Source organism: Paraburkholderia sp. RL17-380-BIE-A (genome assembly GCF_046028085.1).
In the GTDB taxonomy this organism is placed as follows: domain Bacteria; phylum Pseudomonadota; class Gammaproteobacteria; order Burkholderiales; family Burkholderiaceae; genus Paraburkholderia.
In genome coordinates, this window is record NZ_JARESQ010000005.1 from 256,836 (window position 1) to 283,025 (window position 26,190).

A 26,190-nucleotide genomic window follows, 5' to 3' on the forward strand; every position below is an offset into this window, starting at 1 on the left:
ACAAACAGCGCCGCAGGCCGCCTAGGCCTCGATCCGCGCGCGTGTCACACCTAACAGTCCCGCCATCGCCGCGCGCGCCGCGGCGGCATCGCGATCACGAATCGCTTCGAATACCGCCGTATGCTCGGCCAGCGATGCATTGAACACGTCCGCGCGTTTTGCATTCAGACGCAGTTGCGCTTCGAGCGTGCGCTCGATCAGCGTACCGAGCGGAATCAGCAACTCATTGCTGCACGCAATCAGCACGCTCAAATGAAACTGCAGATCGGCGCGCACCCATTCGTCGACATTGCGCGCGGACACCATGGCCGCATGAGCCGCCGCGAGTGCGTGGAAGGTGACGTCCGTGTGCGAGTCCGCCGCGAGACCCGCGGCATACGGCTCGATCATCTCGCGCATTTCCTGCAGCTTGAGCGCGAACGCCATCGGCTCGGCGACCCGCGAGTACCAGTCGAGCACGTCGACATCGAGCAGGTTCCACGCATGTTTCGGACGCACGCGCGTGCCCACGCGCGGACGTGATTCGATCAAGCCCTTCGAAGTGAGCGTGCGCAACGCCTCGCGCAACACCGTGCGACTCACGCCGAAGGTCTCCATCAACTCCGCTTCGCGCGGCAGGATCGAATCGGGCGCGTAATCGCCGCGCAGAATCGCGGTGGCCAGCAGATGGGCCACACGCCCATGCAGATCATGCTGAATAGCTTTCTCCCAGCGGCCTTGCGGCGCTATTGATATTGGAACTGAGCCCGGAAAAGAGCGCGATTATCGGGTATCTCCACCTTGATATCACCTGCTTCGGCTACGTCGTGTCGAGGTCCGGTCTCTCCACTATCTGGCGAATAGTACTATTAATAGTACTTAAATGCGCTTTTGTTGTAGCATGTGAATCCTCAAATATTCCGCATGGGACGAGGGAGCGCTAAACCGCTCACCAGACCGATGCCTCGCATGGGGCCGGAGTAAACGCTAAAGCGCTAACTCCGGCCGTGCTTTGCATGGGGCCGGAGTAAGCGCTAAAGCGCTAACTCCGGCCGACACACAGGAGACGTACACCATGAAAATCACCAAGCTCGAAACCTTCATCGTTCCGCCGCGCTGGTGCTTCCTGAAAATCGAAACCGACGAAGGCATCGTCGGCTGGGGCGAGCCGGTGGTGGAAGGCCGCGCGCATACAGTGGCGGCCGCCGTGGAAGAACTGTCCGACTATCTGATCGGCAAGGATCCGCTGCTCATCGAAGACCACTGGCAGGTGATGTACCGCGCAGGCTTCTACCGTGGCGGCCCGATCACGATGAGCGCGATCGCCGGCGTCGACCAGGCGCTGTGGGACATCAAGGGCAAGCATCACGGCGTGCCGATTCACGCGCTGCTCGGCGGCCAGGTGCGCGATAAGATCAAGGTGTATTCGTGGATCGGCGGCGACCGTCCGAGCGACGTGGCCAATAACGCGCGCGCCGTGGTCGAACGCGGCTTCAAGGCCGTGAAGATGAACGGCTCCGAAGAGTTGCAGATCATCGACACCTTCGACAAGGTGCAAGGCGTTATCAACAACGTGGCGGCGGTGCGCGAGGCGGTCGGACCGAACATCGGCATCGGCGTCGACTTCCACGGCCGCGTGCACAAGCCCATGGCGAAGGTGCTGGCGAAAGAACTCGACCCGTACAAGCTGCTCTTCATCGAAGAGCCGGTGCTGTCGGAAAACGCCGAGGCGCTGCGCGACATCGTCAACCAGACCAACACGCCGATCGCGTTGGGCGAGCGCCTGTATTCGCGCTGGGACTTCAAGCACATTCTGTCGGGCGGTTACGTCGACATCATTCAGCCGGACGCGTCGCACGCGGGCGGCATTACCGAGTGCCGCAAGATCGCATCGATGGCCGAAGCCTACGACGTCGCGCTCGCGCTGCATTGCCCGCTCGGCCCGATCGCGCTGGCAACCTGCCTGCAGATCGACGCGGTGAGCTACAACGCGTTCATCCAGGAGCAGAGCCTCGGCATTCACTACAACCAGGGCAACGACCTGCTGGACTACATCAAGAATCCGGAAGTCTTCAAATACGAAGACGGCTTCGTGTCGATTCCGCAAGGTCCGGGCCTCGGTATCGAGGTCAACGAAGAGAAAGTGCGGGAGATGGCGAAGGTCGGCCATCGCTGGCGCAATCCGGTGTGGCGCCATGAGGACGGCAGCGTCGCCGAATGGTAATCGCATGACGCAACGCCGCCCCAAGGGCGGCGTTTTTGATTTGCGCGGACGCGCTTTGGTATTCGCGCTCAGGCCTTTGTGCTTTCGTCTTTGCGTTCCGACCTTCGCGCCTCCATGAGGCACGGTTGACGCGTTACGTCGACGTGACGCGCACAGCGTCGCAGTAACGTAACATCCCGGACCGAACGGACTGAAACAGGCGTTTTGCGGCCCTTTCCCACCCTGCCACCATCCTCGCAAAGCCTTATCCAGAAAGGCTTTCACGCGATCTGTTCGGCATCGGACATACGCATGGCCCACTCCTTGCTCAAATGCATTCAAACGACAAATGCATCGGGGTACATCATGGGCGAATTCCTTCCGGACTATCTGCTGCGCGAACAGGCCGCCGTCGGCGCGCTGGTGATGTTCGGCGTGCTGCGCATCATCGGCGCGGCGCTGGCATACGAACGCGGCTGGCGCATCTCGGTCGTCGAGAAATGCTTTATCGGCGCCGCGGTCGTCTACTGTCTGCCGCAACTATTCGATCTCATGACGCATACATACGGTATGCGCGCCGCGGGAGCCGAACTCGAAGGCAAAGCCGCGGGCTGTGCCATCGCACTCTTTTGCGCGCCGATCCTCGGACATCGGCTCGGCCTCGAATAATCGGAGGCTGATCATGCGGCTGGCCAAGCGGCTCAGGAGGCGGGCGAGACCCGCATATCGAGCGGGCGACGTGCTGAAGCTCAAATCGGGCGGCCGTCCGATGACCGTGACCTGGAGCGGGCCCGTACTGTTCGCGTCGGGCAACTGGCTGATCTGCCAGTGGTTCAACGCGGCTGGCGACTTGCAGCAGGAGATGTTTCCGGAGGAGACCCTGGAACGGGCGAGCCACGCGCTTGCCGCCTGAAGAGCAGTAGCGGATTGCCGGCCACCGCCGGGCGACCGTGTGTATTGCGCCGCACGCGTTTTAACGTGCGGCGCTTTTCTTGACGTTCAGGGCGCCTGCGGGCCGTCGCAGACTTGAGTCACCGCGGACACGCACGGCGCTCAGATGGCGGCAGCCGCGTCGCTCGTTTTGCGGCCGGTTTTGCGACCCGTTATGCGGCTCTTTTACGACTCGTCTTGCAGCTCATCCCGCCGAGGGGTCAACCGAGCGCGGCAAACGCCGGCACGCTATGCGACAACGCGGCCGCCGCGACGAACGCGCCGATCATTGCCAACGCTTCCAGATACAGGACGTTGACGAAGGTATGGGCGTCCATTGTCGAGGCCGTCCGGCGCAGACGCGGCAGCGCCGAAAAGCGGTTGAGTCCGCCGAGCACCAGCGCGAGCGCGATAAGCGCGAGCTTGAGCATCAGCACATGACCCCACGTGCTGAGTTCGATCGCCTCGAACGAGCCGCCCGAACCGCGCACCGCGTTGAAGATGCCGGAGAGCAGCACCAGCGCGACCGCCACCACCGATACATTCGACACCTGCGTCGCCGTGCGGATCAACATGCCGCGCGCGGTCGAGGTGCCGAGCGCCGGCAGAACCGCGAGCCCCGCCGCCATGGCCAGCCCGCCCCACACGGTGGTGACGAGCACGTGCAGCGTTTGCATGGCGACAGCGGCCGAGGCCGGCCCGGCATCGGCCGCATGCCCGAGCGACGCCTTGCCCGCGGCCACCGCGATCACGGCCAGCCACAGCAGCGCGTTGCGCAGCATGCCGGTATGACTGGTCATGGCCGTGCCGAGCAGCACCAGCGCGCCGGCAAACGCAAGGCTCCAGCCATAGCCGACGTGGGTTTGCATGAGCACGGTCGGCACCACGCCGAGCGCGGCCGGCAAGCCGACGCCGCTCATCGATGCCGCCTGATACAGGAGCCAGCCGAGATCCGCAAGCACCAGCACGACCGTGGCGGTCAGCATCGAGCGTTGCGCGCGCAACCATGCGAGGCGCGCGGGCGAGACCTTCTGCTGGGCGTCCTTCGCGAGCCACGCGCCGAGCAGCGCCGAACCGACGGCAAACGCGAACGCAACGTTCATGAGCGCGGCCATGGCGACCTGCCCGATCCAGAGTGCGTCGATGCTCATTTGACGATGAACGTAAAGTTGCCTTGGGTACGGTGGCCGTCTGTCGCTACCGCCGTCCAATGCACCGCATAGCGGCCGGCGCTCAACTGCGGCAGCGGCAGACGCATGACCTTGGCGTCGCTCCCGTCGACTTGCGACGAAACCTGCGCGGCCGTGTTACCGCTCGCGTCGGCAAGGGAGATCTTGCTGAAAGCCGGCTCGAGCGGCTCGGTAAAACGGATCGTCACTTCGGTGGGCGCGACGACTTCGGCGTTTGCCGCCGGTACGCTCGATGCCAGGTGCGCATGGGCGAACGCGGTGGACGTCGCAACCAGCGCGGCGACGCCAAGCATCGACGCTCGTAGCGCCGGACGGGAAAAATGGAGTAGCTTCATGTATGGCCGATAGCGGATCATCAGGAGAACGGTGGGCGTCAACCCGGGCGCATCCAGGCCGGATAGGGCCGGCGCGCCCGGAAGTGTACGCTTCGATAGTTCGCGCGGGCGTCGGTTCAACCTGCTTTGTTGATAGATCGCCCGCGTTAGCCGCTTGTGCCTTTGATTGCTCAGGCAAAATTGAGATGATCGACAGGTAGTCTGAAGCAGCCCTGCGCGTCAAACTGTCGCATGGTGGTGACAGCCGGAACCTTCTCTAATGTCTCAAATAGTCACCATCACCCTTCGATGATAGAATGCTGCGTCGCCGCAGCGCCGGCTGCCCTTCACACCGAGCCGCTCGAAGTTCGGTCAGGTCCCCGATTTTGATGGAGTTACGCGTGTCTTCAAGACGCATTTTCCGCCCGCTGCTCGCCCTTCTGCTGATCGGCTCCGCGGGTGTCTATAGCGCTGCGAAAGCGCAGACTCAACCGAAGGCCCCCGACACGATGGAAGCGCGCGTGCAAGGCTGCACGGCCTGCCACGGCACTCACGGCCAAGGTACCGACAACGACTACTTCCCACGCCTCGCGGGCAAGCCGGCCGACTATCTGTACAACCAGTTGCAGAACTTCCGCGAAGGGCGCCGCAAGTACCCGCCCATGAACTACCTCGTCACGTATCTCTCGGACGACTACCTTCATCAGATCGCCACGTACTTCTCGCAGCAGCGTCCGCCGTATCCGCCGCCGGCCAAGCCGACGGTGTCGTCGAGCACGCTCGCGCGCGGCCAGCAGATCGTGCTGAACGGCGACGCCTCGAAGCAGATTCCGGCTTGCGCGGCCTGCCACGGCAAGACGTTGACCGGTATGCAACCCGCTATTCCGGGTCTGGTTGGCCTGCACTCCGACTACATCAGCGCGCAGCTGGGCGCATGGCGCTCGGGCTCGCGTCACGCCATTGCGCCTGATTGCATGCACACCATCGCCACGCGCCTGACTGACGAAGACGTGAACGCCGTTGCCGCATGGCTTTCCACGCAACAGGCTCCACAAAACCCCGTGCCGGCTCCGGCCCGCTCGATGAAGACTCCGCTTGCCTGCGGCAGCGAACCGCAATAAGGCACCGGGAGAGACACTCAAATGAAACGCAAGTCTTTGTTCGCCCTCTCGGCAGTCGTCGTCGTTGCGGCTGCCGCACTCGTTCCCGTCCTGTGGTCGGGCGGCGACAACCTGCATAACGGCACGGCCATGGCGGCAACGCCCGCCGACCAGGCCGCGCTGATCAAGAAGGGCGAGTACCTCGCCCGCGCCGGCGACTGTATCGCCTGCCACACGGTGCGCGGCGGCAAGCAATTCGCCGGCGGCCTGCCCATGGCTACGCCGTTCGGCACGATGTTCACGCCGAACATCACGCCTGACGACCAGTACGGTATCGGCAAGTGGACGCAGGACGACTTCTACCGCGCCATGCACACCGGCCGTTCGAAAGACGGCAGCCTGCTGTATCCGGGCTTCCCGTTCACGAGCTACACGAAGGTCACGCGCGCCGACTCGGACGCGATCTACGCGTACCTGCGTTCGGTCACGCCGGTCAACGTGGCGAGCCGTCCTCACGAACTGAAATTCCCGTTCAACCAGCGCAACATGCTGATCGGCTGGCGTACGCTGTTCTTCCGTGAAGGCGAGTACAAGCCGGATCCGACCAAGTCGGTCGAATGGAACCGTGGCGCGTACCTGATCGAAGGCCTCGGCCATTGCGGCATGTGCCATACGTCGATCAACGCCATGGGCGGCCCGGTCAATTCGGCGGCATTTGCCGGCGGCCTGATCCCGCTGCAGAACTGGTATGCGCCGTCGCTCACGTCGAACAAGGAAGCCGGCCTCGGTGACTGGGAAACCAAAGACATCGCCGATCTGCTGAAGACCGGCGTGTCGAACCGCGGTGCGGTGTTCGGCCCGATGGCTGAAGTGGTTCACAACAGCCTGCAGTACATGTCGGACGAGGACATCAACGCGATGGCCACGTACCTGAAGACGATTCCGCAAAAGAGCGAAGCACCGGAACCGCTGCAGCTCGAAACGTCCGAGAAGTTCGGCGGTGAACTGTTGAAGCAAGGCCAGAAGATCTACGCTGACAACTGCGCGAAGTGCCACGCGGAAAATGGCCTCGGCATGCCGCCGGCCTTCCCGCCGCTCGCGAACAACCAGTCGATCCAGATGCCTTCGGCGGTCAACCCGATCCGCATGGTGCTGAACGGCGGTTACCCGCCGAGCACGGACGCCAACCCGCATCCGTACGGCATGCCGCCGTTCGCGCAAGCGTTGTCGAATCAGGAAGTGGCAGCCGTTGTGACGTACATCCGTATGTCGTGGGGCAACCACGGTACGGCCGTGTCGCCGCAGCAAGTGTCCGATCTGCGCTCGGCGCCGCTCGACTAAGCAGCGTTCGTCGCACCCGGGGCGCGGCCAGCGAAATTCGCGGCCGCGCCCTTCGTTTTTTCAGGACCGGTATCATGTGGACGTTCTGGTCCTTATGAACCGCGCAGGAGGAAAGAGTCGTGCATGTCGGTGAGCGTTTCAACAGCATTACCCACCTCGTCGGCGCCGTGCTGTCGGTGGCGGGTCTTGCAACGCTCGTCACGATGGGCGCACTCGACGGCGACGCATACAAGGTGGTCAGCTTCAGCGTCTACGGCGCGATGCTGTTCGTGCTGTATGCTATCTCCACGCTTTATCACAGCGTGCGCAGTCCGCGCGTGAAAGCGGTGCTTCAGAAGTGCGACCATTCGGCGATCTACCTGCTGATCGCCGGCAGTTACACTCCGTTCACGCTAGTCACATTGCGCGGACCGTGGGGCTGGTCGCTATTCGGCGTAAGCTGGGGGCTTGCCGCCCTTGGCATCGTGCAGGAACTGACGCTCGGGCGACGCACCCGCAGCGTTTCGATGGTGCTGTATGTGTTGATGGGATGGCTCGCGCTCGTTGCCGTCCGCCCGCTGGTGCATGCCTTACCGGCAGCGGGTACCGCCTGGCTCGTGGCCGGCGGGATCATCTACAGCGCCGGCATCTACTTCTTCATCAACGACGAGCGCATCCGGCACGGACATGGTATCTGGCACCTGTTCGTACTGGCGGGCAGTCTGTGTCAATTCGTCAGTGTTGCGCGCTACGTCGCGTGACATCCCACGGCGGCGAAATGCAACTTAAGGCCAGTCAACGTGTCTGCATAGCGCGTTGAAGCATTCGGCACGCGCTTCCCGCGTGCCGCCGATTTCTCTGCGACCGGGAACTGGGCTTCGGGCCTCGAACATACCATGTGGGTGTGTTCATGCCGCGTTGATGCCTGCCTGGGCCCATGTGTGCCGTTCGCGAAACTGCATTGCAAAGAGCTTTTATGTCTTTTGATTCTCTCGGCTTGTCCGAACCGTTGGTCCGCGCTGTCCACGAACTTGGCTACACCACGCCGACTCCGATCCAGACGCAAGCGATTCCCGCCGTGCTCAATGGCGGCGACCTGCTGGCCGGCGCGCAAACCGGCACCGGCAAGACCGCCGGCTTCACGTTGCCTATTCTGCAGCGTCTGAACTCCATGCCCGCCGTTGCGACCGGCTCGGGCAAGCGCGCGGTGCGCGCGCTAATACTCACGCCCACGCGTGAGCTGGCCGCACAGGTCGAAGAAAGCGTGCGCGCCTACGGCAAGTATCTGAAGCTGAAGTCGACCGTGATGTTCGGCGGCGTTGGCATCAATCCGCAGATCGGCGCGTTGAGGAGCGGCGTGGACATCGTCGTCGCGACGCCGGGCCGTTTGCTCGACCACATGCAGCAGAAGACCATCGACCTGTCGCATCTCGAGATTCTCGTGCTCGACGAAGCCGACCGCATGCTCGATATGGGCTTCATCCATGACATCAAGCGCGTGCTCGCCAAGCTGCCGCCGAAGCGTCAGAACCTGCTGTTCTCGGCCACCTTCTCCGACGAGATCAAGACGCTCGCTGACAATCTGCTCGACTCGCCGGCGTTGATCGAAGTCGCGCGCCGCAATACGACGGCGGAAACGGTCGCGCAGAAGATTCACCCGGTGGATCGCGACAAGAAGCGCGAACTGCTCACGCATCTGATCAAACAGCACAACTGGTTCCAGGTGCTGGTGTTCACGCGCACCAAGCACGGCGCCAACCGCCTTGCTGAACAGTTGACGAAGGACGGCATCAACTCGCTGGCGATTCACGGCAACAAGAGCCAGTCGGCCCGTACCCGCGCGCTCGCCGAGTTCAAGGACGGTACGCTGCAGGTGCTGGTGGCGACCGACATCGCCGCGCGTGGTATCGATATCGATCAATTGCCGCACGTGGTCAACTACGATCTACCGAATGTACCGGAAGACTACGTGCACCGCATCGGCCGTACGGGCCGCGCAGGCGCGACGGGCGAAGCGGTATCGCTGGTGTGCGTCGACGAACTGCAATTGCTGAAGGACATCGAGAAGCTGATCAAGCGTCCGGTGCCGCAGGAAGTGATCGCCGGCTTCGAGCCGGACCCGACCGCGAAGCCGGAGCCGATCCTGCGCCGCGGCCAGGGTGGTGGTGGCGGCGGTGGCGGTCGTTCGCCGCGCCAGGGTCAAGGCACACCGAAGCGCGACGACGCACGGCGCGATGGCGGCGGTTCTGCGAAACCGGCACAACGCTCGGGTCAACGCCCGGCGAACGGTCAGCAGCAACCGAAGCCGCAGGGTGCGAAGCCGACCGGCAACGGCGGCCAGGCACGTCGTGACGGTCAGCGTCACGACGATCGGCCCCGTGCCGTCGCGCATGAAGGCAGCGCCGCGCAGCATGCGCCGCGTAAGCCGCAGGGCGCGAAGCCGCAAGGCGGCAATCCGGGTGCGTTGCTGGGTGGCGCGAAGCCGCGCAACGACGCGCAGCGCGGTGGCCAACCCACGCGCAGCGGCCAGCGCGGGCGTTGAGGTTTTGCGTTGAGGTTTTGCGTTGAGCCTCTGCGCCAAGCCCCTGCGCCAAGCCTCCAAGCGGCGGCCACATCGGCCGCCGCCTTCTCGCAAACAACGACTAACGGCCAGCAGCAGCAGCCGCAGCTTGCTTCAGGTGTTCGATCTGCCGCTCCCATCGGTCGAGCACCGCCTTTCCCTCCCCTTCCAGGGCGAACGTAATGCCGCTAGTCAGGCGCGCATAACGAACGCTTTGCGCCTCAGCCGTGTCAATCGAACCGTGCAGATAGACGAGCCCACTGGCATCGCCGGCAACACTCGCTAGCGGCGTCATCAGCAGTTGCACCTGATAAAACGCTCTTTCGCAAACAAAGGTAAGTGCCGCCCGGCCGCTTTGCGTAATGGCACGCGTCGCCCTCGCTTGCGGCCACAACGCGATGCATAGCGTGCGCGAATCAGGCGCATACAACTCGCCGACGCCAAGCAGCGACGTGCGCACATGGCCATTCGTATCGACGCTCAGCAGCGACGCGGTAAAACCCGTCTTACTCGCAAGCGACGAACCGTCGAACAACGCGCGCACGGCGTCGGGCCATTCATCGAACACGTTGTGCTCAAGCGGGCGTTCGAAAGCGGGGGAATCGCTCATCATGTCGATCCGGTTGGAAGTGGCCAATCACGCATCATGCCTTGAAAAACGAATGGCCCGCACAAGCGGGCCATTTTCAAAGCGAGGCATCGACGCAGGCGGACGGCAGGCCGATCCGCGCGATCAGCGGAAAAATACGTGCTGCGTGATCTTGGCGAGTGGGTAATGCACGCCCGGCTGAATCCTCGCCGGCAGATCGAGCGGCTTGAGCAGCATCTTCACGCACATATCCGCCGACAGGTTACGCCGCACCAGCGCATTGATACGCGCCGCGCGTTCGCGGTTATAGGCCGAGTCGTGCACGCGTTCCGGATAACGCACCGCAAAGACATGCCGCAAGGCGATCTCCGAGTCTTCGTTCTTGATCTCCATTACGCGGCGCATCAGCGCGCCCAGCACTGCGAGACGGCCGTTGCCTTCGATCCTGTTGTACTTCTTGAAGTACTTGAAAAAGTGCTTGTAGTGACGGACTTCGTCGGTGCGGATGTTGTCGGTGATCTGCTTGAGCACCGGCTCGTCCGAGCACTCGCCGATCGCGCGATACAGCGTAGCCGTGCCGGTCTCCACCACGCAGCGCGCGACCATCTCCAGCGCGCGGGTCTTCTCGAAGTCCTCCACCGAACAGGTCAGCGAGTACTCTTCCATGAAATTGCGAAATGCCGTGTCCCAGTCGAACTCCGGCCACACGTAAGCGATATACGTCTTGAGGGCGCGGCCATGCTGCAACTCTTCCGGCTCCCACTCCTGGTTGAGCCAGGCCGAGACTTCAGGATCGCCGTTAAAGAACGTACTCAGATTGCTGGTGTAAAGATCGGAGCCGCTTTCAATAAACGAAGACGCGCACAGCAGCAGCAGCAAATCTTCGTTAGCGACGGCCTTTTGCCGATCAATGCGGGTGAGGTCGATATCCTCGATCCGCCAAGGCATGACATGGTTCAGCTCTGTGTGCATCGTGTCTTGCTCCGAAAACTGTATCGACTCGTGGAGCATGCTCGAAACAGCCCGCTCTCGCCCGAGCGGTCCGCCGTGTCAGATACAGCGCCTTGATTAGAGTTAACCCCTTGTATCTTGCATCTTAGCCGGTGTTTCGCAACTCTGCAGATAACCCAGCACAGACCATGCCGAGACGCGGCAGTTCCAATTTTCGGGTAGTCAAAACATTCGGTCGGATAAAAGCGCGGCGCGCGAGGCAGAAAAAAAGCCAGCTCGAAGAGCTGGCTCAAGTCTGCGACGATCATCGTCGATGAGGACTGGCAGGACCGGGCGATGTGCCGATTCGAAGCAACCGGCCCTGGCCGCTCAGGCAGGCTGAACACCTTGCGGCGCACGGACGCGGCGCACGCGCCAGGCCACGACGATAAGCGAGAGACCCGACAGCACCGCGGCAATCAGCACGTAGTAGCTGGGCGCGAGTTTGTCGCCGGTCAGGTGAATGAACGTTTCGACGATCGTCGGTGCGAAGCCGCCGAAGATCGTCACGCCGATGCTGTAAGCGATTGAAAGACCGGTCGAGCGCACCTGCGTTGGAAAGATCTCGGACATCAGGGCGGGCATCGGCCCGGAATAGGCGGCCTTGAAAATGCCCGCCGTGCCCTGCAACAGCAGCAGCCAGCCGATGGTCGGATGAGTCTGCAACAGCGCGAACATCTGATAGATCAGCGCCCCCATCAGGATCGACGTGGTTAGCATGATGCGAATCCGGCCAATGCGATCGGACAACGCACCCATCACCGGCGAAAGCAGAAACTGCAGGCCGCCATTGAGCACCACCACGCCGAACGATGCCGCCGCCGGCATATGCAATTGCTTGACGGCATACATCGGCATATAGAGTTGGAGCACGTACACGCCCACCGTGGATTGCGCGACGATGCCAACGGCAAGCAGCAGGTTGACCCACTGGCTGGCGAACGACGCGTCCTTCTCTTCGCTCGCCGCCGCGCGAGTGCCGCTCGCCTCACGCGCGGCGCGCAGCGCCAGGAACTCGGGCGTCTCGTCGAGGTGCGAACGGATGTAATAGCCCACCGGGCCGACCAGCAACCCGAACACGAACGGAATGCGCCAGCCCCAGTTATTCAGTTGCTCGGGCGGCAGCCACGCGGTCAGCAGCGAGCCGAACGCGGCCGCGGTGATCGCGGCGAGCCCCTGGCTCGCGAACTGCCAGCTGGCGTAATAGCCGCGGCGCGACGCGCTATGTTCGACCATGAAGGCCGTCGCACTGCCGAACTCGCCGCCCACCGCGAAGCCTTGCACGAGCCGCGCGAGCAGAATCAGGATCGGCGCCGCAATGCCGATCGACGCGTACGGCGGCATCACGGCCATCGTGAAGGTGCCGACCATCATCAGCGCGATGGCGAGCGTCAGCGCGGCCTTGCGTCCCTTGCGGTCGCCGTAGATGCCCAGCACCACCGCGCCCAGTGGCCGCATGAGGAACGAGATGCCGAAGGTGGCGATGGCGAGCAGCGTGGAGAGCCACTCGTCCTGCATCGGGAAAAACTGTTTGGCGATGATGGTCGCGAAGTAGCCGTAGACCAGAAAGTCGAACCACTCGAGTGCATTGCCGATCGACGACGAAAACACGATCCGCCGCACCATCGCTTTGGAAAGCGGTGCCGATGGAGAATGAGCGGAAGTTGTCGCCGTGGGCGACGCGGGGGTCTGCATGAAGTCTCCTGCCTGTCTGAGGTCTGATGCCCGATGCCGGGTGTGCCGGAAGCGCCGTTGGTGTCCGGCAATTCTGATTGTTGCGATGCCGTGAAATGGCAGTCGATCACGCGCGCCGCCGACTCCGTGCACGATGCCGCGCGTGCGTGGCTGCGCGCGTAGCGAAGCGGCCGACTCGATGGGCGGCCGCCGCGCGCGTGGATGCTTTCAGAACCCGGCGGCCAGCCCGTCACGGCGGCTGTCGCTCGCCGCCACATAGCCGCGCTCCGGATCGTTGCGATCGAGCTTCCAGATGTACTGGCCGGAGCCGAAGTCCATGTACGGATCGTCCACCGATTTGATGACGTGGCCGCGCTTCTGCAAGGCCTCGGCGGTCTTCGGATCGAGCGTCGACTCGATGTCGATCGTGAAGTCGCGATTGACCTTCCAGCGCGGCGCGTCGCACGCGGCCTGCGGCTGCTGACCGTAGTCGAGCATCCGCACGACGGATTGCAGATGACCTTGCGGCTGCATGTCGCCGCCCATCACGCCGAAGCTCATCACCGCTTCCTGCTGGCCGTTCACCTGCTGCGTGAGGAACGACGGAATGATCGTATGGAACGGACGCTTGCCGCCTTCCACCACGTTCGGCGACTTTAGGTCCATGGAAAAACCGCAACCGCGGTTCTGCATGGCGATGCCGCTGTCCGGCACCACGATGCCCGAGCCGAAGCCCATGTAGTTCGACTGGATGAAGCTGACCATCATGCCGCGCTCGTCCGCCACCGACATGTAGATCGTGCCGCCGGCCTTCGGCATGCCAAAGTCGAACTGCGTGGCGCGCTTGTGATCGATCAGCTTGGCGCGCGAGGTCAGGTACGCGTCATCAAGCATCTGCTCGGGCGTGACTTCCATTGAACGCGGATCGGCCACGTAGCGATAGACATCGGCGAATGCGAGCTTCATCGCTTCGATCTGCAAGTGCTGCGACTCGACGTTGTCGACCGCCAGTTCCTTCACATCGAATTTTTCGAGGATGCCCAGCGCGATCAGCGCCGCAATGCCCTGCCCGTTCGGCGGAATCTCGTGCACCGTGTAACCGCGATAGTCCTTGCCGATCGGCTCGACCCAATCCGCTTTGTAGTTGCGCAGATCGTCGGTGGTCAGCGCGCCGCCGCCTTCGCGCGCAAACGCGGCGATCTGCTCGGCGATCTCGCCCTCGTAGTACGCGCGCGGGCCTTGCTCGGCCAGCTTGCGCAGCGTCTTTGCGTGGCCGGGAAAGCGTACCAGCTCACTCACTTCAGGCGCGCGGCCGCGCGGCATGAAGGTTTGCGCGAAGCCCGGCAGGTCCTTCAGTTCCGGCACGGCCGCCGCCCATTTATAGGCGACGATGCTTGCCACCGCATGACCGCGCTCGGCGATCTCGATGGCCGGCTCCATCAGGTCGGCGAACGGCAGCGTGCCGAATTTCTGATGCAGCGCTTCCCAGCCGGCGATCACGCCAGGCACCGTCACCGCGTCCCAGCCACGCGTGGGCTGCTTCGCGAGACCGTTTTCCTCGCCGTACTTGCGCTTGAAATAATCGACGTTCCATGCCGCCGGCGACACGCCTGACGCGTTCAGGCCATGCAGCTTCTTGCCGTCCCACACCAGCGCGAAGGCGTCGCCGCCCAAACCGCACGATACCGGTTCGACCACCGTGATGGCGGCCGCTGCCGCAATGGCCGCATCGACGGCATTGCCGCCCTTCCAAAGCATGCGCAGCCCGGCTTGCGCCGCGAGCGGATGCGAAGTCGAAACGATGTTGCGCGCGAATACGGGGAGGCGCGGCGTCGGATAAGGGTTTTGCCAGTTGAAGCCAGTCATGTCGAACACTCTTGAAAGCGCGGCCCGGCTTGCGGAACGCGGAACCATCGGAAACGGGCGAATCAGGAAAACGCCGGCGAAGCACGAATCAAACGAAGAACCCGGGATTGCATCGTGATCCGACCCAAAAAACAAATTCATTTATGAACTGAATAAATGCGTAAACAACCTGAATGCGTCTCGCCGGCCGCCGCACCGTCGTCTCACGTCTTATGCATGTCGCACGAGTTGGCAGACAAGGCGCGCGATGGTCTTACAATACGCTCACCCCGTTCACGCCCCGTTCACGCATTACCCGCTTACTGGCCAAGCCTGACGCGCCGGCAGCGGGTCACGCAGACAAAAATCCCACGAACCGAGACACATGACCCGAGACCCCCGCCTGACTCTCAACGCCCGGCAACAGGAACTGCTGGAGTGGGTGCAACGCGACGGCTTCGTGACCGTGGACGACCTCGCAGCCCACTTCGACGTGACGCCGCAGACGATCCGCCGCGACGTCAACTGGCTCGCCGACATGAACCTGCTGCGCCGCTATCACGGCGGCGCCAGCCTGCCCACCAGTTCCGAGAACGTCTCCTACACCGCGCGTCAGCGCATGTTCCATGAAGAGAAGCGGCGCATCGCGGCGCTAGTGGCCACTCACATTCCCGACCAGGCGTCGCTCTTCATCAACCTCGGCACCACCACCGAAGAAGTGGCGCGCGCGCTCAACCGCCACCGCGGCCTGCGCGTGATCACCAACAACCTGAACGTCGCCAGCATGATGAGCGGCTATCCGGATTGCGAGGTGCTGGTGACGGGCGGCATCGTGCGGCCGTGGGACAAAGGAATCGTCGGCGAACTGGCGATCGATTTCATCCGGCAGTTCAAGGTGGACTTCGCGATCATCGGCACCTCGAGCATCGAACCCGACGGTACGCTGCGCGATTTCGATACGCGCGAAGTGCGCGTGGCCGAGGCGATCATCCAGCATGCGCGCACCGTTTTCCTCGCCGCCGACAACTCGAAATTCGGCCGGCCCGCGCTGGTCCGTCAAGGCCATCTCGATCAGATCGACGCGTTGTTCACGGACATGGCGCCGCCTGCGGAGATGACCGAGACGCTCACCGCCGCCAACTGCCAGGTGTATGTCGCCGAATAATTCCAGGCGTTCTCCGCCATGTTGCAGCGCACGGGAAACTTCGAGTGAAATCAAGAATCTGGCTGCGACTCCCAACCGCCGCTGACACGCCCAATTGTCAAAGGGAAAATTTACTGGGGCCGATTTGGTGTTTAACGTGCGATTGACTACACTCCAGTTCCCCGGCGTGCATTGCGCGTTCCGCGTAGCGCCGGTTGCGTGAAACTGTCGTGTTAGCCGTACCTCCCGCCTGATTCTTTGCGGACTTCACTGGTTTGAGCCAGTCGCCGGCAAGGCCGTCCGCGTTTGCTTGACATGGAGAGAACGATGCTGAGTCCGCATGAATTCGCCACGTTGTTGCTCGTCAAGGACGCTCCCAATCAAGTCGACATGGAGCGAGAAGAACTCGACGCACTGCTGGAACGCCAGCTCGTGCAACTCGAACGGCTCGCGTCGGGCAACGAACAATGGCGCGTGACTGAAACGGGCGATAGCGCATTGCGGGCCATCAAGCGACTTTCCTAGTTTTCCGGGTCTTACCGCGATTTAACGGGTTTTACCGCGTCTCACCGCCGGACTGTCAGTCGATGTCCGGCGCGGTGACGCGGGCAAGCGGCGCGTGCATGCGGTGCGGTGCGGTGAGATCTCGCCCGAATACCATTCGTGTGAAAAGCAGGACGCCGTCCCGCGTCTGCTTTATTGTGCGCAACTCATTTACGCAGTAAATTGACGCGACGGACTTCCCGCCTTCGCGCATGCCCAAAACGCTTTCCCCCGACGACATCCAGCAATTTCGCGAGGCCATGCGGCGCGTGGCCGAGAACGCGTTCGCCACGCGCGGCGCGGAGGGCGTGACGATGCGCGAACTGGCCAAGGAGTTGGGGTGCAGCGCCATGACGCCCTATCGCTACTTCCGCGACAAGGACGAGATTCTCGCGATGGTCCGCGCGGCCGCCTTCAATCGCTTCGCAACGCGCCTCGAAGCGGCAGCCAAAGCCGCCCCGGAAACGGATCATTCTTTGGTGAGCGAAGCCTACGTCGCTTTCGCACTCGACGAACCGCATGCCTACCGTTTAATGTTCGATTTGACTCAACGGGACAGCGTCTACCCGGAACTCGCCGCCGCCTCGCAGCGCGCGTGGCGCATGCTCGGCGCACACTTCGAGCGGCTCGTGGCCGCGGGCATTCTGGAAGGCGATCCCCAGTTGATCGGCTACGCATACTGGGCGAGTCTGCATGGCTTCACCATGCTGACGCTAGCCAATCAGTTGCCGCTGCCTCAGGCGCAGCAACCGGCCGTCCACGATACGCCAACGCGCGAAGCCGTATTCGCCCAGATTCGCCGCATGTTATGGCGCGGCGCGCAGCCGCAGCGCGGCTAGCGCAAACCACACTTGCATCCGTTCAGCCGCCGGCAGCAAACGTTGTGGAACACAGCCCCCGCTTGAATCTCAGCCGTTGCGCAAAGTCGGATCGACGGCCGCGCGCCAGCTCAACGCGCGGGCCCGCTGGTCGATGAAGAACGTCACCCACTGATTGCGTACTTGCGGATCAGCGCTCGTGCCCTGGCTCGTGTAACGCTGCGCAATCGACGTCTGGAACGCGCAGAAATCGTCCTTCGACAACTTGCCATGCCGGTTCGCCACATAGGCATCGAACACGGCCGCGTAGACGCCTTGCGCGTCGTTGCCGTAGTCGACCGTCTGGGCACTGCACATCTGTTGCAACGACACGAACGACGGTGCGCCCATTGTTCCCGTCAGGCTCGGCGAGCTGACGCATCCCGCGAGAAGCGCTGCGGCGCCGATCATCAAAAGTCCACGCATGAATTCACCTCGAAATGGCTGCTGCCGAGAGTATCGTCCGTGGCCGCGCGTTGCGCCACTACCCGCACACCGGTTTGAGGGTCAGCCAAACGATCCGAACTTTACTTTTTCGAATATGTTCATTAAAGTTCGAAAACGAACACTATCGATTCGATAGATTTTCCAAACGGCTTTTCATATCTCAGATACACAGCGCAGGGGACACAGCAGGTGACGCAAGGCTCAAGATACGATTTGCTCGTCGTGGGCGGTGGGATCAACGGCGCCGGCATCGCTCGCGATGCGGCGGGCCGCGGCCTGTCGGTGCTGCTGTGCGAACAGGACGACCTGGCGGCGCACACCTCGTCGGCCAGTACCAAGCTGATTCACGGCGGCCTGCGCTATCTGGAATACCGCGAGTTCGGGCTGGTGCGCAAAGCCCTGCAGGAGCGTGAAACGCTGCTGCGCGCCGCGCCGCACATCATGTGGCCGCTGCGCTTCGTGATGCCGCACATGCCCGATCTGCGCCCGGCCTGGCTGATCCGCGCCGGTCTTTTCCTGTACGACCATCTCGCCAAACGCGAACTGCTGCCGGGTTCGCGCGGCATTGTGATGCGCAACCATCCGGCGGGCGTGCCGCTGGTCGATTCGATCAAGCGCGGCTTTGTGTACTCGGACGGCTGGGTCAACGACGCGCGTCTGGTCGTATTGAACGCACTGGACGCCAAAGAGCGCGGCGCGAAAATCCTCACGCGCACGAAACTGCTGAGCGCCGTGCGCGCCGGCGGCGAATGGCGCGCCCAGCTCAAGCGCGACGACGGCACGATTCTGGACGTGCGCGCCGCATCGATTGCGAACGCCGCGGGTCCGTGGGTCGGCGAACTGCTGCAAGGCGCGCTCGGCCGCGCGGCGTCGCACAGCGTGCGGCTCGTGAAAGGCAGTCACATCGTCACGCGGCGGCTGTTCGAGCACGATCACGCGTATATCTTCCAGAATCCGGACAAGCGCATCATCTTCGCGATTCCCTACGAACACGATTACACGCTGATCGGCACGACGGATCTCGAGTATCGCGACGACCCGTCGAAAGTAACGATCAACGCGGAAGAAACGCAGTACCTGTGCGACTCGATCAACCGCTATTTCAAGCAGAAGATCTCGCCCGCCGACGTGCGCTGGACCTATTCAGGCGTGCGTCCGCTGCTCGAGGAGGAAGGCGCGGACAACCCGTCGGCGGTCACGCGCGACTACTCGCTCGAACTCGACGCGCCTGCCGGTGAAGCGCCGTTGCTGTCGGTGTTCGGCGGCAAGATCACGACCTTCCGCAAACTGGCGGAAGAAGCCGTCGACAAACTCGCGCAAGCGCTGCAAAACGGCGCGTCGTCATGGACGGCCGGTGCGCCGTTGCCCGGCGGCGATATGCCGAACGCCAACTTCGAGCGCTTTCTCAGCGAATTCAAGCAGCAGCATGCGTGGCTGCCGGCCGATCTGGCGCACCGCCTTGCCCGCGCCTACGGCACACGTGCCAAGCATGTCATCGGCAACGCGCGCTCTGTGGCCGATCTCGGCCGCGCTTTCGCGCCCGGCCTGTACGAAGCGGAACTGACTTATCTGCGCGACACCGAATGGGCGCGCAGCGCGCAGGACGTGCTCTGGCGCCGTTCGAAACTCGGCTTGCATGTCGAACCGGGCACGCTCGATTCGATCACACGCGATATCGATACGTGGTTCGCCCGCGAATCCGCGCGACAGAGCGCATAGTCAGATATCGCTACGCAGCGCACCGCTGCATCTGAAGGAACCGGATCGCTTCACCTCTCGGCTGGACCAGGCTGGGCCGCATCGTCACACGTGTTGCAGCCCGCTTAAAACAACAAGCCGTTCCCGTCGCCGGCTACCCGTCCGGCGATTCATAAAACGCATGGAGAAGAGACAATGCAGGATCAGTACATCCTCGCGCTTGACCAAGGCACCACCAGCTCGCGCGCGATGCTGTTCGACCGGCTCGGCAATATCGTGTCGACCGCTCAAAAGGAATTCCAGCAAATCTACCCGCGTCCGGGCTGGGTCGAGCACGATCCGCAGGAAATCTGGTCGACTCAGGCGGGCGTCGCCGCTGAAGCCGTGACGCGCGCCGGCATGAACGGCACCTCGATCGCCGCGATCGGCATCACCAATCAGCGCGAGACCACGATCGTGTGGGATCGCGAAACCGGCCATCCGATCTATAACGCGATCGTTTGGCAGGATCGCCGCACTGCCGACTTCTGCGACCAGTTGAAGGAGCAGGGTCTCGAAGAAAAAGTCCGCGCGAAAACCGGCTTGCCGATCGATTCGTATTTCTCGGCGACCAAGATCCGCTGGATTCTCGACAACGTAGAAGGCGCGCGCGAAAAAGCCAAACAGGGTCGCCTTGCGTTCGGCACCGTCGATAGCTGGCTCGTGTGGAATTTCACCAAGGGCGGCCTGCACGTCACCGACGTCACCAACGCGTCGCGCACCATGCTGTTCAACATCCACTCGCTGAAATGGGACGACGAGCTGCTCGAAGCGCTCGACATTCCGCGCAGCATGCTGCCGGAAGTGCGGGCTTCGTCGGAAGTGTATGGGCCGACCAAGACCACCGTGTTCGCTTCCAAGATTCCGCTCGCGGGCATCGCCGGCGACCAGCACGCTGCCCTCTTCGGCCAGATGTGCACCGAGTCGGGCATGGTGAAGAACACCTACGGCACCGGCTGCTTCCTCGTGATGAATACCGGCGACAAGCCGATCGAATCGAAGAACAATCTCGTCACCACGATCGCCTGGCAGATCGGCGATCAGATCAATTACGCGCTGGAAGGCAGCATCTTCATTGGCGGCGCCGTGGTGCAATGGCTGCGCGATGGCCTTGGCATCATCAAGAACGCCGCTGAAATCGAAACGCTGGCGCGCAGCGTGCCGCATTGCGACGGCGTGTATCTGGTGCCCGCCTTCGCCGGTCTCGGCGCGCCGCACTGGAACGCACGCGCTCGCGGCACGCTGTTCGGCGTGACGCGCGGCACGTCGTCGGCGCATATCGCACGCGCCGCGCTCGACTCGATCGCCTATCAATCGCTCGACGTGTTGAAGGCGATGGAAGCCGACTCCGGCATTCGCATCGGCGAATTGCGAGTAGACGGCGGCGCCTGCGCGAACAATCTGCTGATGCAATTCCAGGCGGACATTCTCGGCGTCGACGCCGTGCGCCCCAAGGTGTCGGAAACGACCGCGTTGGGCGCGGCTTATCTGGCCGGTCTCGCGGTCGGCTACTGGAAGGATGTCGACGAACTGCAAAGCCAATGGAAGCTCGACCGCCGCTTCACCCCCGCGCTGCCGCATGCCGACGTGAAGGAATGCCTCGACGGCTGGAAGCGCGCGATCCGCGCCGCGAAGGCATGGGCCGACACGCCCTGAGCAGGGTTTTCTAACACTCGCCTCTCGACATAAAGAAGCCGCTTATCCAGCGGCTTCCCTGACAACTATATTTCGGATACCCAACGATGCATCCTTACATTGCAGAATTCATCGGCACGGCGCTCGTGGTGTTGCTCGGCGACGGCGCCGTCGCCAACGTGCTGCTCGCGCGAACCAAAGGCAAAGGCGCGGACCTGATCGTGATCGTGATGGGCTGGGCGATGGCCGTGTTCATCGCCGTCTATGTCACTGCTTCGTTCAGCGGCGCGCACCTGAATCCTGTCGTGACCGTCAGCCTCGCGCTGGCCGGCAAGTTCGCGTGGGCCAAAGTGCCGGGCTATGTGGCCGCGCAGATGCTCGGCGGCATGGCCGGCGCGCTGCTCGTGTGGGTCGCCTATCGCCAGCACTTCGCGAAAGAAGGCGATGCCGACGTGAAGCTCGGCGTGTTCTGCACCGCGCCGGCGATTCGCAGCGTGCCGCATAACCTGCTCACCGAAATGATCGCCACGTTCGTGCTGATTCTCGGCGTGCTGTATCTGGCGTCGCCTCAAGTCGGCCTCGGCGCGCTCGACGCGCTGCCGGTCGGCCTGCTGGTCCTCGGCATCGGCATCTCGCTCGGCGGCCCGACCGGCTACGCAATGAGCCCCGCGCGCGACCTGTCGCCGCGTCTGATGCATGCGCTGCTGCCGATTCCGGGCAAGCGCGACAGCGACTGGCACTATGCGTGGATTCCGGTGTGCGGTCCGTTGCTGGGCGGCGCGGCGGCTGCGTGCCTGTATCTGTATCTGCACGCGCATTGATCTGACGGCGTAGTCAAGAACCGCAGCGGCACGAGCCGCCTCGAACGCCCACCCGGGACGTTCCGAAGCCGTGACGGAGAACGGCGGCGCCGCGCAGGCGCCGCCAAAGCACGTATCATGACGCTTTCACTCTCCGCGCATAAGCTTGCAATTGCCTTGCCCATGCGCTTCGCTTTCCGTTTTCAGCCATGATCGACCACCTCATTTGCGACTGCGACGGCGTGCTCGTCGACAGCGAAATCATCGCTGACCGCGTCATGTTCGAAACGCTGACCGCCACGTTTCCCGGCCTCGATTTCGAACCCATCGTCAAAACGGCTTTTGGCCAGCAAACGTCGCGTTTTCTCGAAGGCATCGAGCAGTCGTTCGACATCACGCTCCCCGCGAATTTTTTCGACACCATCGAACACAACGTCGAGATTGCGCTTGCAGCCTCGCTCAGCCCGATCAACGGCGTGCGCGATGCCTTGCAACGTGTCACGTTGCCGGCCGCCGTCGTCTCGAACAGCCGCATGGCGCGCGTGAACGCGTCGGTACGGCGCGCGGGTTTGCAGCAGATTTTCGGCGAGCGTATTTTCAGCGCGGAACAGGTGGCCCGGCCGAAGCCTTATCCCGATGTCTATCTGTTCGCCGCTCAGACGCTGGGTGTGGAGCCGTCACGCTGTGTGGTGGTGGAGGACAGCGTGGCGGGTCTGAATGCCGCGCGTGCGGCGGGTATGAAAACGATCGCCTTCGTCGGCGCGAGCCATATTCCCGATGGCTACGCGGACGCGCTTCGCAAGATGGGTATGACTCGCATCATGCAGCATATGGACGAATTGCCCGCGCTGGTCGAAGCCGGCGTACGCGGCGAGTTCGGCGACGTGCAGTCGTAGTTTGTTCGCGTCAATCGGATAAGCCGGCTGTCGAGCCGGCGTACGCGGCGACGTACGGACGTAGGCGTTTGCGGCAACTGGAAAGCCGGCTGGAAGAGCCGGCTTTTTTGCATCCGAACTGGAGCGAGTGCGCGCCTCACCTCACGCGCGCGCACCCTTCCCGCACTAAGCCTCGTCAGCCACGCATTCGCGCGCTTGCGCCAACGCCTGACGAAACTCCACCAGTTCGGCAATGGTCAGCATCGGCAGACTGTGTTGCGCGGCGAAGCGCTCCACGTCCGCGCCGCGCGTCATCGTGCCGTCCGGGTTCATCAGTTCGCACAGCACACCGGCCGGCTTCAGACCCGCGAGAATCGCCAGGTCCACCGTGCCTTCGGTATGGCCGCGACGGGCGAGCACGCCGCCGGGTTGCGCACGCAACGGGAACACATGGCCCGGGCGCACGATATCGGCGGGCTTGGCCGTATCGGCGATCGCGGCGCGAATCGTCGTCACCCGATCGAGTGCGGATACGCCGGTGGTCACGCCGTCGCGCGCTTCAATCGAGACGGTGAACGCGGTGCCGTGACGGCTTTCGTTGTTGACAGCCATTGGCGGCAATTCGAGCGCGCGGATCTTCTCGTCCGGCAGGCACAGGCACACGATGCCGCTGCACTCGCGAATCAGCAACGCCATGGTTTCGACGGACAGACGCTCGGCGGAGACGATCAGATCGGCTTCGTTCTCGCGGTCGTGGTCGTCTTGCAGCACGACGGCGCGGCCATCGCGCATGGCTTGCAAGGCGGCGGCGATACGTGGCGGAACGGGCTCGGTGTCGAGCAAGGGGAGATCGAGGAATGCGCTATCCGCAATCGTCGACGGAGCAGGAAAAGTAGCAAAAGACATAGTTGAAACGCTCATCGCAAAAGTTGGGCGAAAAACGTTTCAGGGCATTGCAAACAGACAAAGACGCGCCGCTGAACGCCGCTTCAGGCGGCGTTCGCGCACCGCCCGGACCTGCAAGCGGCGCCACGGAAACGAACATGACTATCTGCACATCTTCTTCCATCCGGACTCTAACCGTCGGCTCTGGCTTCTCACCAGATCTGCTGACCCCATGTCGACCAGCGTGATCGCTTTGGCGATTACGCTGGTCCCATGCAACGCAGTTGCACAGGTCCAAACACACTGACGACGCGGGCGCTCGCGGGCTCACCGGCTCACGCTTTCGCGCTGCCGGCATACCGCCGGTGGGGAATTTCACCCCGCCCTGAAGACGCACTGATTACCGGATCGACCGGCTGGCAAAGCATACAACAGCCGCGCCGCCCATGCAGCGCAACCCTACTGATCAGACGGAAATCCCCAATTCCTGGCTCACCCGTCTGCGAAACGTGATCAAACCGGCGCGGCCTCGCGCGCGGTCTCGCCGTGCGCGGGCACGTCCCAGCGCGGCGGCGTCTCCGCCTTCAGCGTCACGCGAAACGCGCGCGCTTCCGTGTCTCCGGGATTGCGCAGGCTGTGCGGCTGGTCGGCGTCGAACACGATCGCGTCGCCGGTGGCCAGCAACTGGCGCTGATCGTGCACGCTGACTTCCAGCGTGCCTTCGCTCACCACCAGATTCACCGTCGTGCCCGGCGCGCGGCGCGTGCCGGCCTCGGTGTGCAACGGCGCGATACGCAGTTCGTGAAACTCGGCGGCGGTCGGCTCGGCGTCGGGATAAAGCGGCCGGGCCGAATAGCGCCCGTTCGAACTGACGACGCGCGACGAGCGCTCCGCCGGCAAATGCTCAAAGCCGTTAGTCGCATGACGGCGCAAGAAAGCCGCGACCGACACCTTCAACGCAGCCGCCACCTTGCACAGCACCTTGATGGACGGCACGCTGCGCGCCGACTCGATTTGCGCGAGCATCGCACGCGACACGCCGGACGCGCGGGCCAAAGCGTCGAGCGACAGTTGCCGTTCGGCGCGCAAGCGGGCGAGATTCACGCCGACCAGATGTTCCAGTGCATCGAAGGGTTCTGCGGCACGCGGCGACGCATCGGTGTCAGCCGTGGGATCGCGAACCAGCGCAAGCGGGGAATGCATGATTGCCTCCAGAAGCGCCGCCGGACGGCGGGCAAGCGGTTAGTGCAAGCACGATAGCATCGCGTCCCGCCGCGCCCAACGAAGTTATCTTCACACTGTTATCAGCATTGCGGAGGACGTTTTCCGCAATGCTTGTGCGAATTTTTCATAAGGGCGCGCACACGCGCAGACTCGCCGGCTGACACACCCACACCTTCACGCGCGCTGCACCGCGCTCGAGGCCGGTGCGTCCATGCGCGCCGCGAACCACGTGAGCAGCAGCGCCGCCACGCTGACCGCCGCCGCGATCCACGGCAGGGTATCGAGCGAATGGCCATGGTTGATCACGAGCCCGCCGAGCCACGCGCCGCCCGCATTGCCGACGTTGAACGCACCGATGTTCAGCGTCGAAGCCAGATTCGGCGCCGCAGCGGCCTTCTCGACCACGCGCATCTGCAAAGGCGGCACCGTCGCGAAGGCGGCAATACCCCACACGAAAATCGTGATCGCCGCGGCCACTTGCGAATGACTGGTGCGCGCGAAAATCGCCATGACCACCGCCAGCGCGACCAGAATGCCCATCAGTGAGGGCATCAGCGCGCGATCCGCCAGCTTGCCGCCCACCGTGTTGCCGATTGTCAGGCCCACGCCGAACAGCACCAGGATCAGCGTGACGCCGCGTGGCGAGAAGCCGCTCACCTGTTCGAGAATCGGCGCGATATAGGTGAACACGACGAACACGCCGCCGAAGCCGAGCACTGTCATCGCGAGCGCGGTCCAGACTTGCGGGTCCTTCAGTATGCGCACTTCATGACCGAGACCGACCGGGCCTGCGTCGTGACGATTCGGCAGCAGCGCCGTGATGCCCGCGAGCGACAGCACGCCGAATGCGCTGACGATCCAGAACGCCGCGCGCCAGCCGAACTCCTGCCCGATGAACGTGCCGAACGGCACGCCGAGCACGTTCGCGAGCGTCAGGCCGGTGAACATCAGTGCAATCGCGCTCGCGCGCTTTTCCGCCGGCACGAGTGACGCCGCCACCACCGCGCCGATGCCGAAGAACGAACCGTGCGCGAACGAGGTGACCACGCGCGCGACCATCAGCACCGAATAGCTCGACGCGATCGCGCACAGCGTATTGCCGACGATGAACACGCCCATGAGCAACTGCAACGCCAGCTTGCGCGGCATCTTGCTGGTCACCACCGCGAGCAGCGGCGCGCCGACGGCGACGCCGAGCGCGTAGCCGCTCACCAGCAAGCCCGCTGATGGAATCGACACGGCCAGATCGTGCGCGACCTCGGGCAGCAAGCCCATGATGACGAATTCGGTCGTGCCGATCGCGAATGCGCTGATCGCCAGCGCCAGTAATGGAATGGGCATTTTTCTAC

At 63.2% G+C, this 26,190-nt stretch carries 25 protein-coding genes and 1 riboswitch; of the genes, 14 read left to right on the forward strand and 11 right to left on the reverse strand.

Going from position 1 to position 26,190, the window contains the following annotated elements; all coding sequences use genetic code 11:
- Positions 1-21 precede the first annotated feature (21 nt).
- Positions 22-699, reverse strand: coding sequence for a FadR/GntR family transcriptional regulator (locus tag P0D68_RS10730; RefSeq protein ID WP_408296469.1), 678 nt, complete (start codon positions 697-699; stop codon positions 22-24).
- 355 nt (positions 700-1,054) lie between these two features.
- Here P0D68_RS10730 and dgoD point away from each other — a divergent pair, with 355 nt between their 5' ends.
- The 3 genes from dgoD (at position 1,055) to P0D68_RS10745 (ending at position 3,095) form a co-directional block, all read left to right on the forward strand.
- Complete coding sequence (gene dgoD / locus P0D68_RS10735; protein ID WP_074765636.1) at positions 1,055-2,203, forward strand: galactonate dehydratase; 1,149 nt, start codon at positions 1,055-1,057, stop codon at positions 2,201-2,203.
- Between the two features lie 345 nt (positions 2,204-2,548).
- Complete coding sequence (locus P0D68_RS10740) at positions 2,549-2,851, forward strand: hypothetical protein (RefSeq protein ID WP_408295927.1); 303 nt, start codon at positions 2,549-2,551, stop codon at positions 2,849-2,851.
- A 70-nt stretch (positions 2,852-2,921) separates the two neighbouring features.
- A complete protein-coding gene (locus P0D68_RS10745) occupies positions 2,922-3,095 on the forward strand; it encodes a YodC family protein (RefSeq protein ID WP_286162025.1) in 174 nt (57 codons plus the stop codon).
- A gap of 238 nt (positions 3,096-3,333) precedes the next feature.
- Here P0D68_RS10745 and P0D68_RS10750 read toward each other — a convergent pair whose 3' ends face one another.
- On the reverse strand, positions 3,334-4,263 hold the full coding sequence (locus tag P0D68_RS10750; RefSeq protein ID WP_408295924.1) for a CopD family protein: 930 nt from the start codon (positions 4,261-4,263) through the stop codon (positions 3,334-3,336).
- Positions 4,260-4,637 carry a copper homeostasis periplasmic binding protein CopC gene (gene copC / locus P0D68_RS10755; protein WP_408295921.1) on the reverse strand — a complete coding sequence of 126 codons (378 nt, stop codon included), beginning with the start codon at positions 4,635-4,637 and terminating at the stop codon, positions 4,260-4,262. The genes P0D68_RS10750 and copC overlap by 4 nt, the downstream gene beginning before the upstream one ends.
- 368 nt (positions 4,638-5,005) lie before the next feature.
- On the opposite strand from copC, the gene P0D68_RS10760 reads away from it, so the two are divergent.
- The 4 genes from P0D68_RS10760 to P0D68_RS10775 all read left to right on the forward strand — a co-directional run bounded on the left by P0D68_RS10760 (position 5,006) and on the right by P0D68_RS10775 (position 9,578).
- The gene (locus P0D68_RS10760; RefSeq protein ID WP_012434267.1) at positions 5,006-5,737 is read left to right on the forward strand and encodes a c-type cytochrome; all 732 of its coding nucleotides are present in this window, start codon (positions 5,006-5,008) and stop codon (positions 5,735-5,737) included.
- Positions 5,738-5,758: 21 nt separating this feature from the next.
- On the forward strand, positions 5,759-7,057 hold the full coding sequence (locus tag P0D68_RS10765) for a c-type cytochrome (RefSeq protein ID WP_091799299.1): 1,299 nt from the start codon (positions 5,759-5,761) through the stop codon (positions 7,055-7,057).
- A 119-nt stretch (positions 7,058-7,176) separates the two neighbouring features.
- A complete protein-coding gene (gene trhA, locus P0D68_RS10770) occupies positions 7,177-7,797 on the forward strand; it encodes a PAQR family membrane homeostasis protein TrhA (protein ID WP_091799296.1) in 621 nt (206 codons plus the stop codon).
- 215 nt (positions 7,798-8,012) lie between these two features.
- Positions 8,013-9,578: a DEAD/DEAH box helicase gene (locus P0D68_RS10775; RefSeq protein ID WP_408301267.1), complete on the forward strand. Its 1,566-nt coding sequence runs from the start codon at positions 8,013-8,015 to the stop codon at positions 9,576-9,578.
- Positions 9,579-9,678: 100 nt separating this feature from the next.
- On the opposite strand, the gene P0D68_RS10780 is transcribed toward P0D68_RS10775, so the two are convergent.
- The 4 genes from P0D68_RS10780 to ggt all read right to left on the reverse strand — a co-directional run bounded on the left by P0D68_RS10780 (position 9,679) and on the right by ggt (position 14,715).
- Positions 9,679-10,206: a hypothetical protein gene (locus P0D68_RS10780; protein ID WP_408301272.1), complete on the reverse strand. Its 528-nt coding sequence runs from the start codon at positions 10,204-10,206 to the stop codon at positions 9,679-9,681.
- A gap of 123 nt (positions 10,207-10,329) precedes the next feature.
- Positions 10,330-11,157: a ferritin-like domain-containing protein gene (locus P0D68_RS10785; protein ID WP_091801020.1), complete on the reverse strand. Its 828-nt coding sequence runs from the start codon at positions 11,155-11,157 to the stop codon at positions 10,330-10,332.
- A 348-nt stretch (positions 11,158-11,505) separates the two neighbouring features.
- The gene (locus tag P0D68_RS10790; RefSeq protein WP_408301265.1) at positions 11,506-12,870 is read right to left on the reverse strand and encodes an MFS transporter; all 1,365 of its coding nucleotides are present in this window, start codon (positions 12,868-12,870) and stop codon (positions 11,506-11,508) included.
- Positions 12,871-13,077: 207 nt separating this feature from the next.
- Positions 13,078-14,715 carry a gamma-glutamyltransferase gene (ggt, locus tag P0D68_RS10795; RefSeq protein WP_408301263.1) on the reverse strand — a complete coding sequence of 546 codons (1,638 nt, stop codon included), beginning with the start codon at positions 14,713-14,715 and terminating at the stop codon, positions 13,078-13,080.
- A gap of 364 nt (positions 14,716-15,079) precedes the next feature.
- Between ggt and P0D68_RS10800 the strand changes: the two genes are divergently transcribed.
- The 3 genes from P0D68_RS10800 (at position 15,080) to P0D68_RS10810 (ending at position 17,220) form a co-directional block, all read left to right on the forward strand.
- Positions 15,080-15,859 (forward strand): DeoR/GlpR family DNA-binding transcription regulator, encoded by a 780-nt coding sequence (locus tag P0D68_RS10800; RefSeq protein WP_091799287.1) that lies wholly within the window; start codon positions 15,080-15,082, stop codon positions 15,857-15,859.
- A gap of 306 nt (positions 15,860-16,165) precedes the next feature.
- Positions 16,166-16,363 (forward strand): hypothetical protein, encoded by a 198-nt coding sequence (locus P0D68_RS10805; RefSeq protein ID WP_177205069.1) that lies wholly within the window; start codon positions 16,166-16,168, stop codon positions 16,361-16,363.
- 230 nt (positions 16,364-16,593) lie between these two features.
- On the forward strand, positions 16,594-17,220 hold the full coding sequence (locus P0D68_RS10810; RefSeq protein ID WP_408301261.1) for a TetR/AcrR family transcriptional regulator: 627 nt from the start codon (positions 16,594-16,596) through the stop codon (positions 17,218-17,220).
- Between the two features lie 69 nt (positions 17,221-17,289).
- Here P0D68_RS10810 and P0D68_RS10815 read toward each other — a convergent pair whose 3' ends face one another.
- Positions 17,290-17,664, reverse strand: a complete 375-nt coding sequence (locus P0D68_RS10815; protein ID WP_408186180.1) for a hypothetical protein — start codon at positions 17,662-17,664, stop codon at positions 17,290-17,292.
- Positions 17,665-17,874: 210 nt separating this feature from the next.
- On the opposite strand from P0D68_RS10815, the gene glpD reads away from it, so the two are divergent.
- The 4 genes from glpD (at position 17,875) to P0D68_RS10835 (ending at position 22,753) form a co-directional block, all read left to right on the forward strand.
- Positions 17,875-19,404 carry a glycerol-3-phosphate dehydrogenase gene (glpD, locus tag P0D68_RS10820; RefSeq protein WP_408301259.1) on the forward strand — a complete coding sequence of 510 codons (1,530 nt, stop codon included), beginning with the start codon at positions 17,875-17,877 and terminating at the stop codon, positions 19,402-19,404.
- Between the two features lie 174 nt (positions 19,405-19,578).
- On the forward strand, positions 19,579-21,078 hold the full coding sequence (gene glpK / locus P0D68_RS10825) for a glycerol kinase GlpK (RefSeq protein WP_091799272.1): 1,500 nt from the start codon (positions 19,579-19,581) through the stop codon (positions 21,076-21,078).
- 86 nt (positions 21,079-21,164) lie between these two features.
- Positions 21,165-21,878: an MIP/aquaporin family protein gene (locus P0D68_RS10830; protein ID WP_408186179.1), complete on the forward strand. Its 714-nt coding sequence runs from the start codon at positions 21,165-21,167 to the stop codon at positions 21,876-21,878.
- Positions 21,879-22,066: 188 nt separating this feature from the next.
- Positions 22,067-22,753, forward strand: coding sequence for an HAD family hydrolase (locus P0D68_RS10835; RefSeq protein WP_408301256.1), 687 nt, complete (start codon positions 22,067-22,069; stop codon positions 22,751-22,753).
- Positions 22,754-22,918: 165 nt separating this feature from the next.
- Here P0D68_RS10835 and ribB read toward each other — a convergent pair whose 3' ends face one another.
- From ribB to P0D68_RS10850, 3 genes are all read right to left on the reverse strand, one after another.
- Positions 22,919-23,638, reverse strand: a complete 720-nt coding sequence (gene ribB, locus P0D68_RS10840; RefSeq protein WP_408301254.1) for a 3,4-dihydroxy-2-butanone-4-phosphate synthase — start codon at positions 23,636-23,638, stop codon at positions 22,919-22,921.
- 147 nt (positions 23,639-23,785) lie between these two features.
- Positions 23,786-24,014: riboswitch (FMN riboswitch) on the reverse strand.
- 116 nt (positions 24,015-24,130) lie between these two features.
- Positions 24,131-24,820 carry a helix-turn-helix domain-containing protein gene (locus P0D68_RS10845; RefSeq protein WP_091799260.1) on the reverse strand — a complete coding sequence of 230 codons (690 nt, stop codon included), beginning with the start codon at positions 24,818-24,820 and terminating at the stop codon, positions 24,131-24,133.
- A 195-nt stretch (positions 24,821-25,015) separates the two neighbouring features.
- Complete coding sequence (locus P0D68_RS10850) at positions 25,016-26,182, reverse strand: MFS transporter (RefSeq protein ID WP_408301251.1); 1,167 nt, start codon at positions 26,180-26,182, stop codon at positions 25,016-25,018.
- Between the last annotated feature and the right edge of the window lie 8 nt (positions 26,183-26,190).

Excerpts from the sequence above, each read along its gene's own strand:
- dgoD (WP_074765636.1), top strand. The coding sequence starts at position 1,055 with ATGAAAATCACCAAGCTCGAAACCTTCATCGTTCCGCCGCGCTGGTGC.
- P0D68_RS10740 (WP_408295927.1), top strand. The coding sequence starts at position 2,549 with ATGGGCGAATTCCTTCCGGACTATCTGCTGCGCGAACAGGCCGCCGTC.
- P0D68_RS10750 (WP_408295924.1), bottom strand. The coding sequence starts at position 4,263 with ATGAGCATCGACGCACTCTGGATCGGGCAGGTCGCCATGGCCGCGCTC.
- copC (WP_408295921.1), bottom strand. The coding sequence starts at position 4,637 with ATGAAGCTACTCCATTTTTCCCGTCCGGCGCTACGAGCGTCGATGCTT.
- P0D68_RS10760 (WP_012434267.1), top strand. The coding sequence starts at position 5,006 with ATGGAGTTACGCGTGTCTTCAAGACGCATTTTCCGCCCGCTGCTCGCC.
- P0D68_RS10765 (WP_091799299.1), top strand. The coding sequence starts at position 5,759 with ATGAAACGCAAGTCTTTGTTCGCCCTCTCGGCAGTCGTCGTCGTTGCG.
- P0D68_RS10775 (WP_408301267.1), top strand. The coding sequence starts at position 8,013 with ATGTCTTTTGATTCTCTCGGCTTGTCCGAACCGTTGGTCCGCGCTGTC.
- P0D68_RS10780 (WP_408301272.1), bottom strand. The coding sequence starts at position 10,206 with ATGAGCGATTCCCCCGCTTTCGAACGCCCGCTTGAGCACAACGTGTTC.
- P0D68_RS10785 (WP_091801020.1), bottom strand. The coding sequence starts at position 11,157 with ATGCACACAGAGCTGAACCATGTCATGCCTTGGCGGATCGAGGATATC.
- P0D68_RS10790 (WP_408301265.1), bottom strand. The coding sequence starts at position 12,870 with ATGCAGACCCCCGCGTCGCCCACGGCGACAACTTCCGCTCATTCTCCA.
- ggt (WP_408301263.1), bottom strand. The coding sequence starts at position 14,715 with ATGACTGGCTTCAACTGGCAAAACCCTTATCCGACGCCGCGCCTCCCC.
- P0D68_RS10800 (WP_091799287.1), top strand. The coding sequence starts at position 15,080 with ATGACCCGAGACCCCCGCCTGACTCTCAACGCCCGGCAACAGGAACTG.
- P0D68_RS10805 (WP_177205069.1), top strand. The coding sequence starts at position 16,166 with ATGCTGAGTCCGCATGAATTCGCCACGTTGTTGCTCGTCAAGGACGCT.
- P0D68_RS10810 (WP_408301261.1), top strand. The coding sequence starts at position 16,594 with ATGCCCAAAACGCTTTCCCCCGACGACATCCAGCAATTTCGCGAGGCC.
- P0D68_RS10815 (WP_408186180.1), bottom strand. The coding sequence starts at position 17,664 with ATGCGTGGACTTTTGATGATCGGCGCCGCAGCGCTTCTCGCGGGATGC.
- glpK (WP_091799272.1), top strand. The coding sequence starts at position 19,579 with ATGCAGGATCAGTACATCCTCGCGCTTGACCAAGGCACCACCAGCTCG.
- P0D68_RS10830 (WP_408186179.1), top strand. The coding sequence starts at position 21,165 with ATGCATCCTTACATTGCAGAATTCATCGGCACGGCGCTCGTGGTGTTG.
- P0D68_RS10835 (WP_408301256.1), top strand. The coding sequence starts at position 22,067 with ATGATCGACCACCTCATTTGCGACTGCGACGGCGTGCTCGTCGACAGC.
- ribB (WP_408301254.1), bottom strand. The coding sequence starts at position 23,638 with ATGTCTTTTGCTACTTTTCCTGCTCCGTCGACGATTGCGGATAGCGCA.
- P0D68_RS10845 (WP_091799260.1), bottom strand. The coding sequence starts at position 24,820 with ATGCATTCCCCGCTTGCGCTGGTTCGCGATCCCACGGCTGACACCGAT.
- P0D68_RS10850 (WP_408301251.1), bottom strand. The coding sequence starts at position 26,182 with ATGCCCATTCCATTACTGGCGCTGGCGATCAGCGCATTCGCGATCGGC.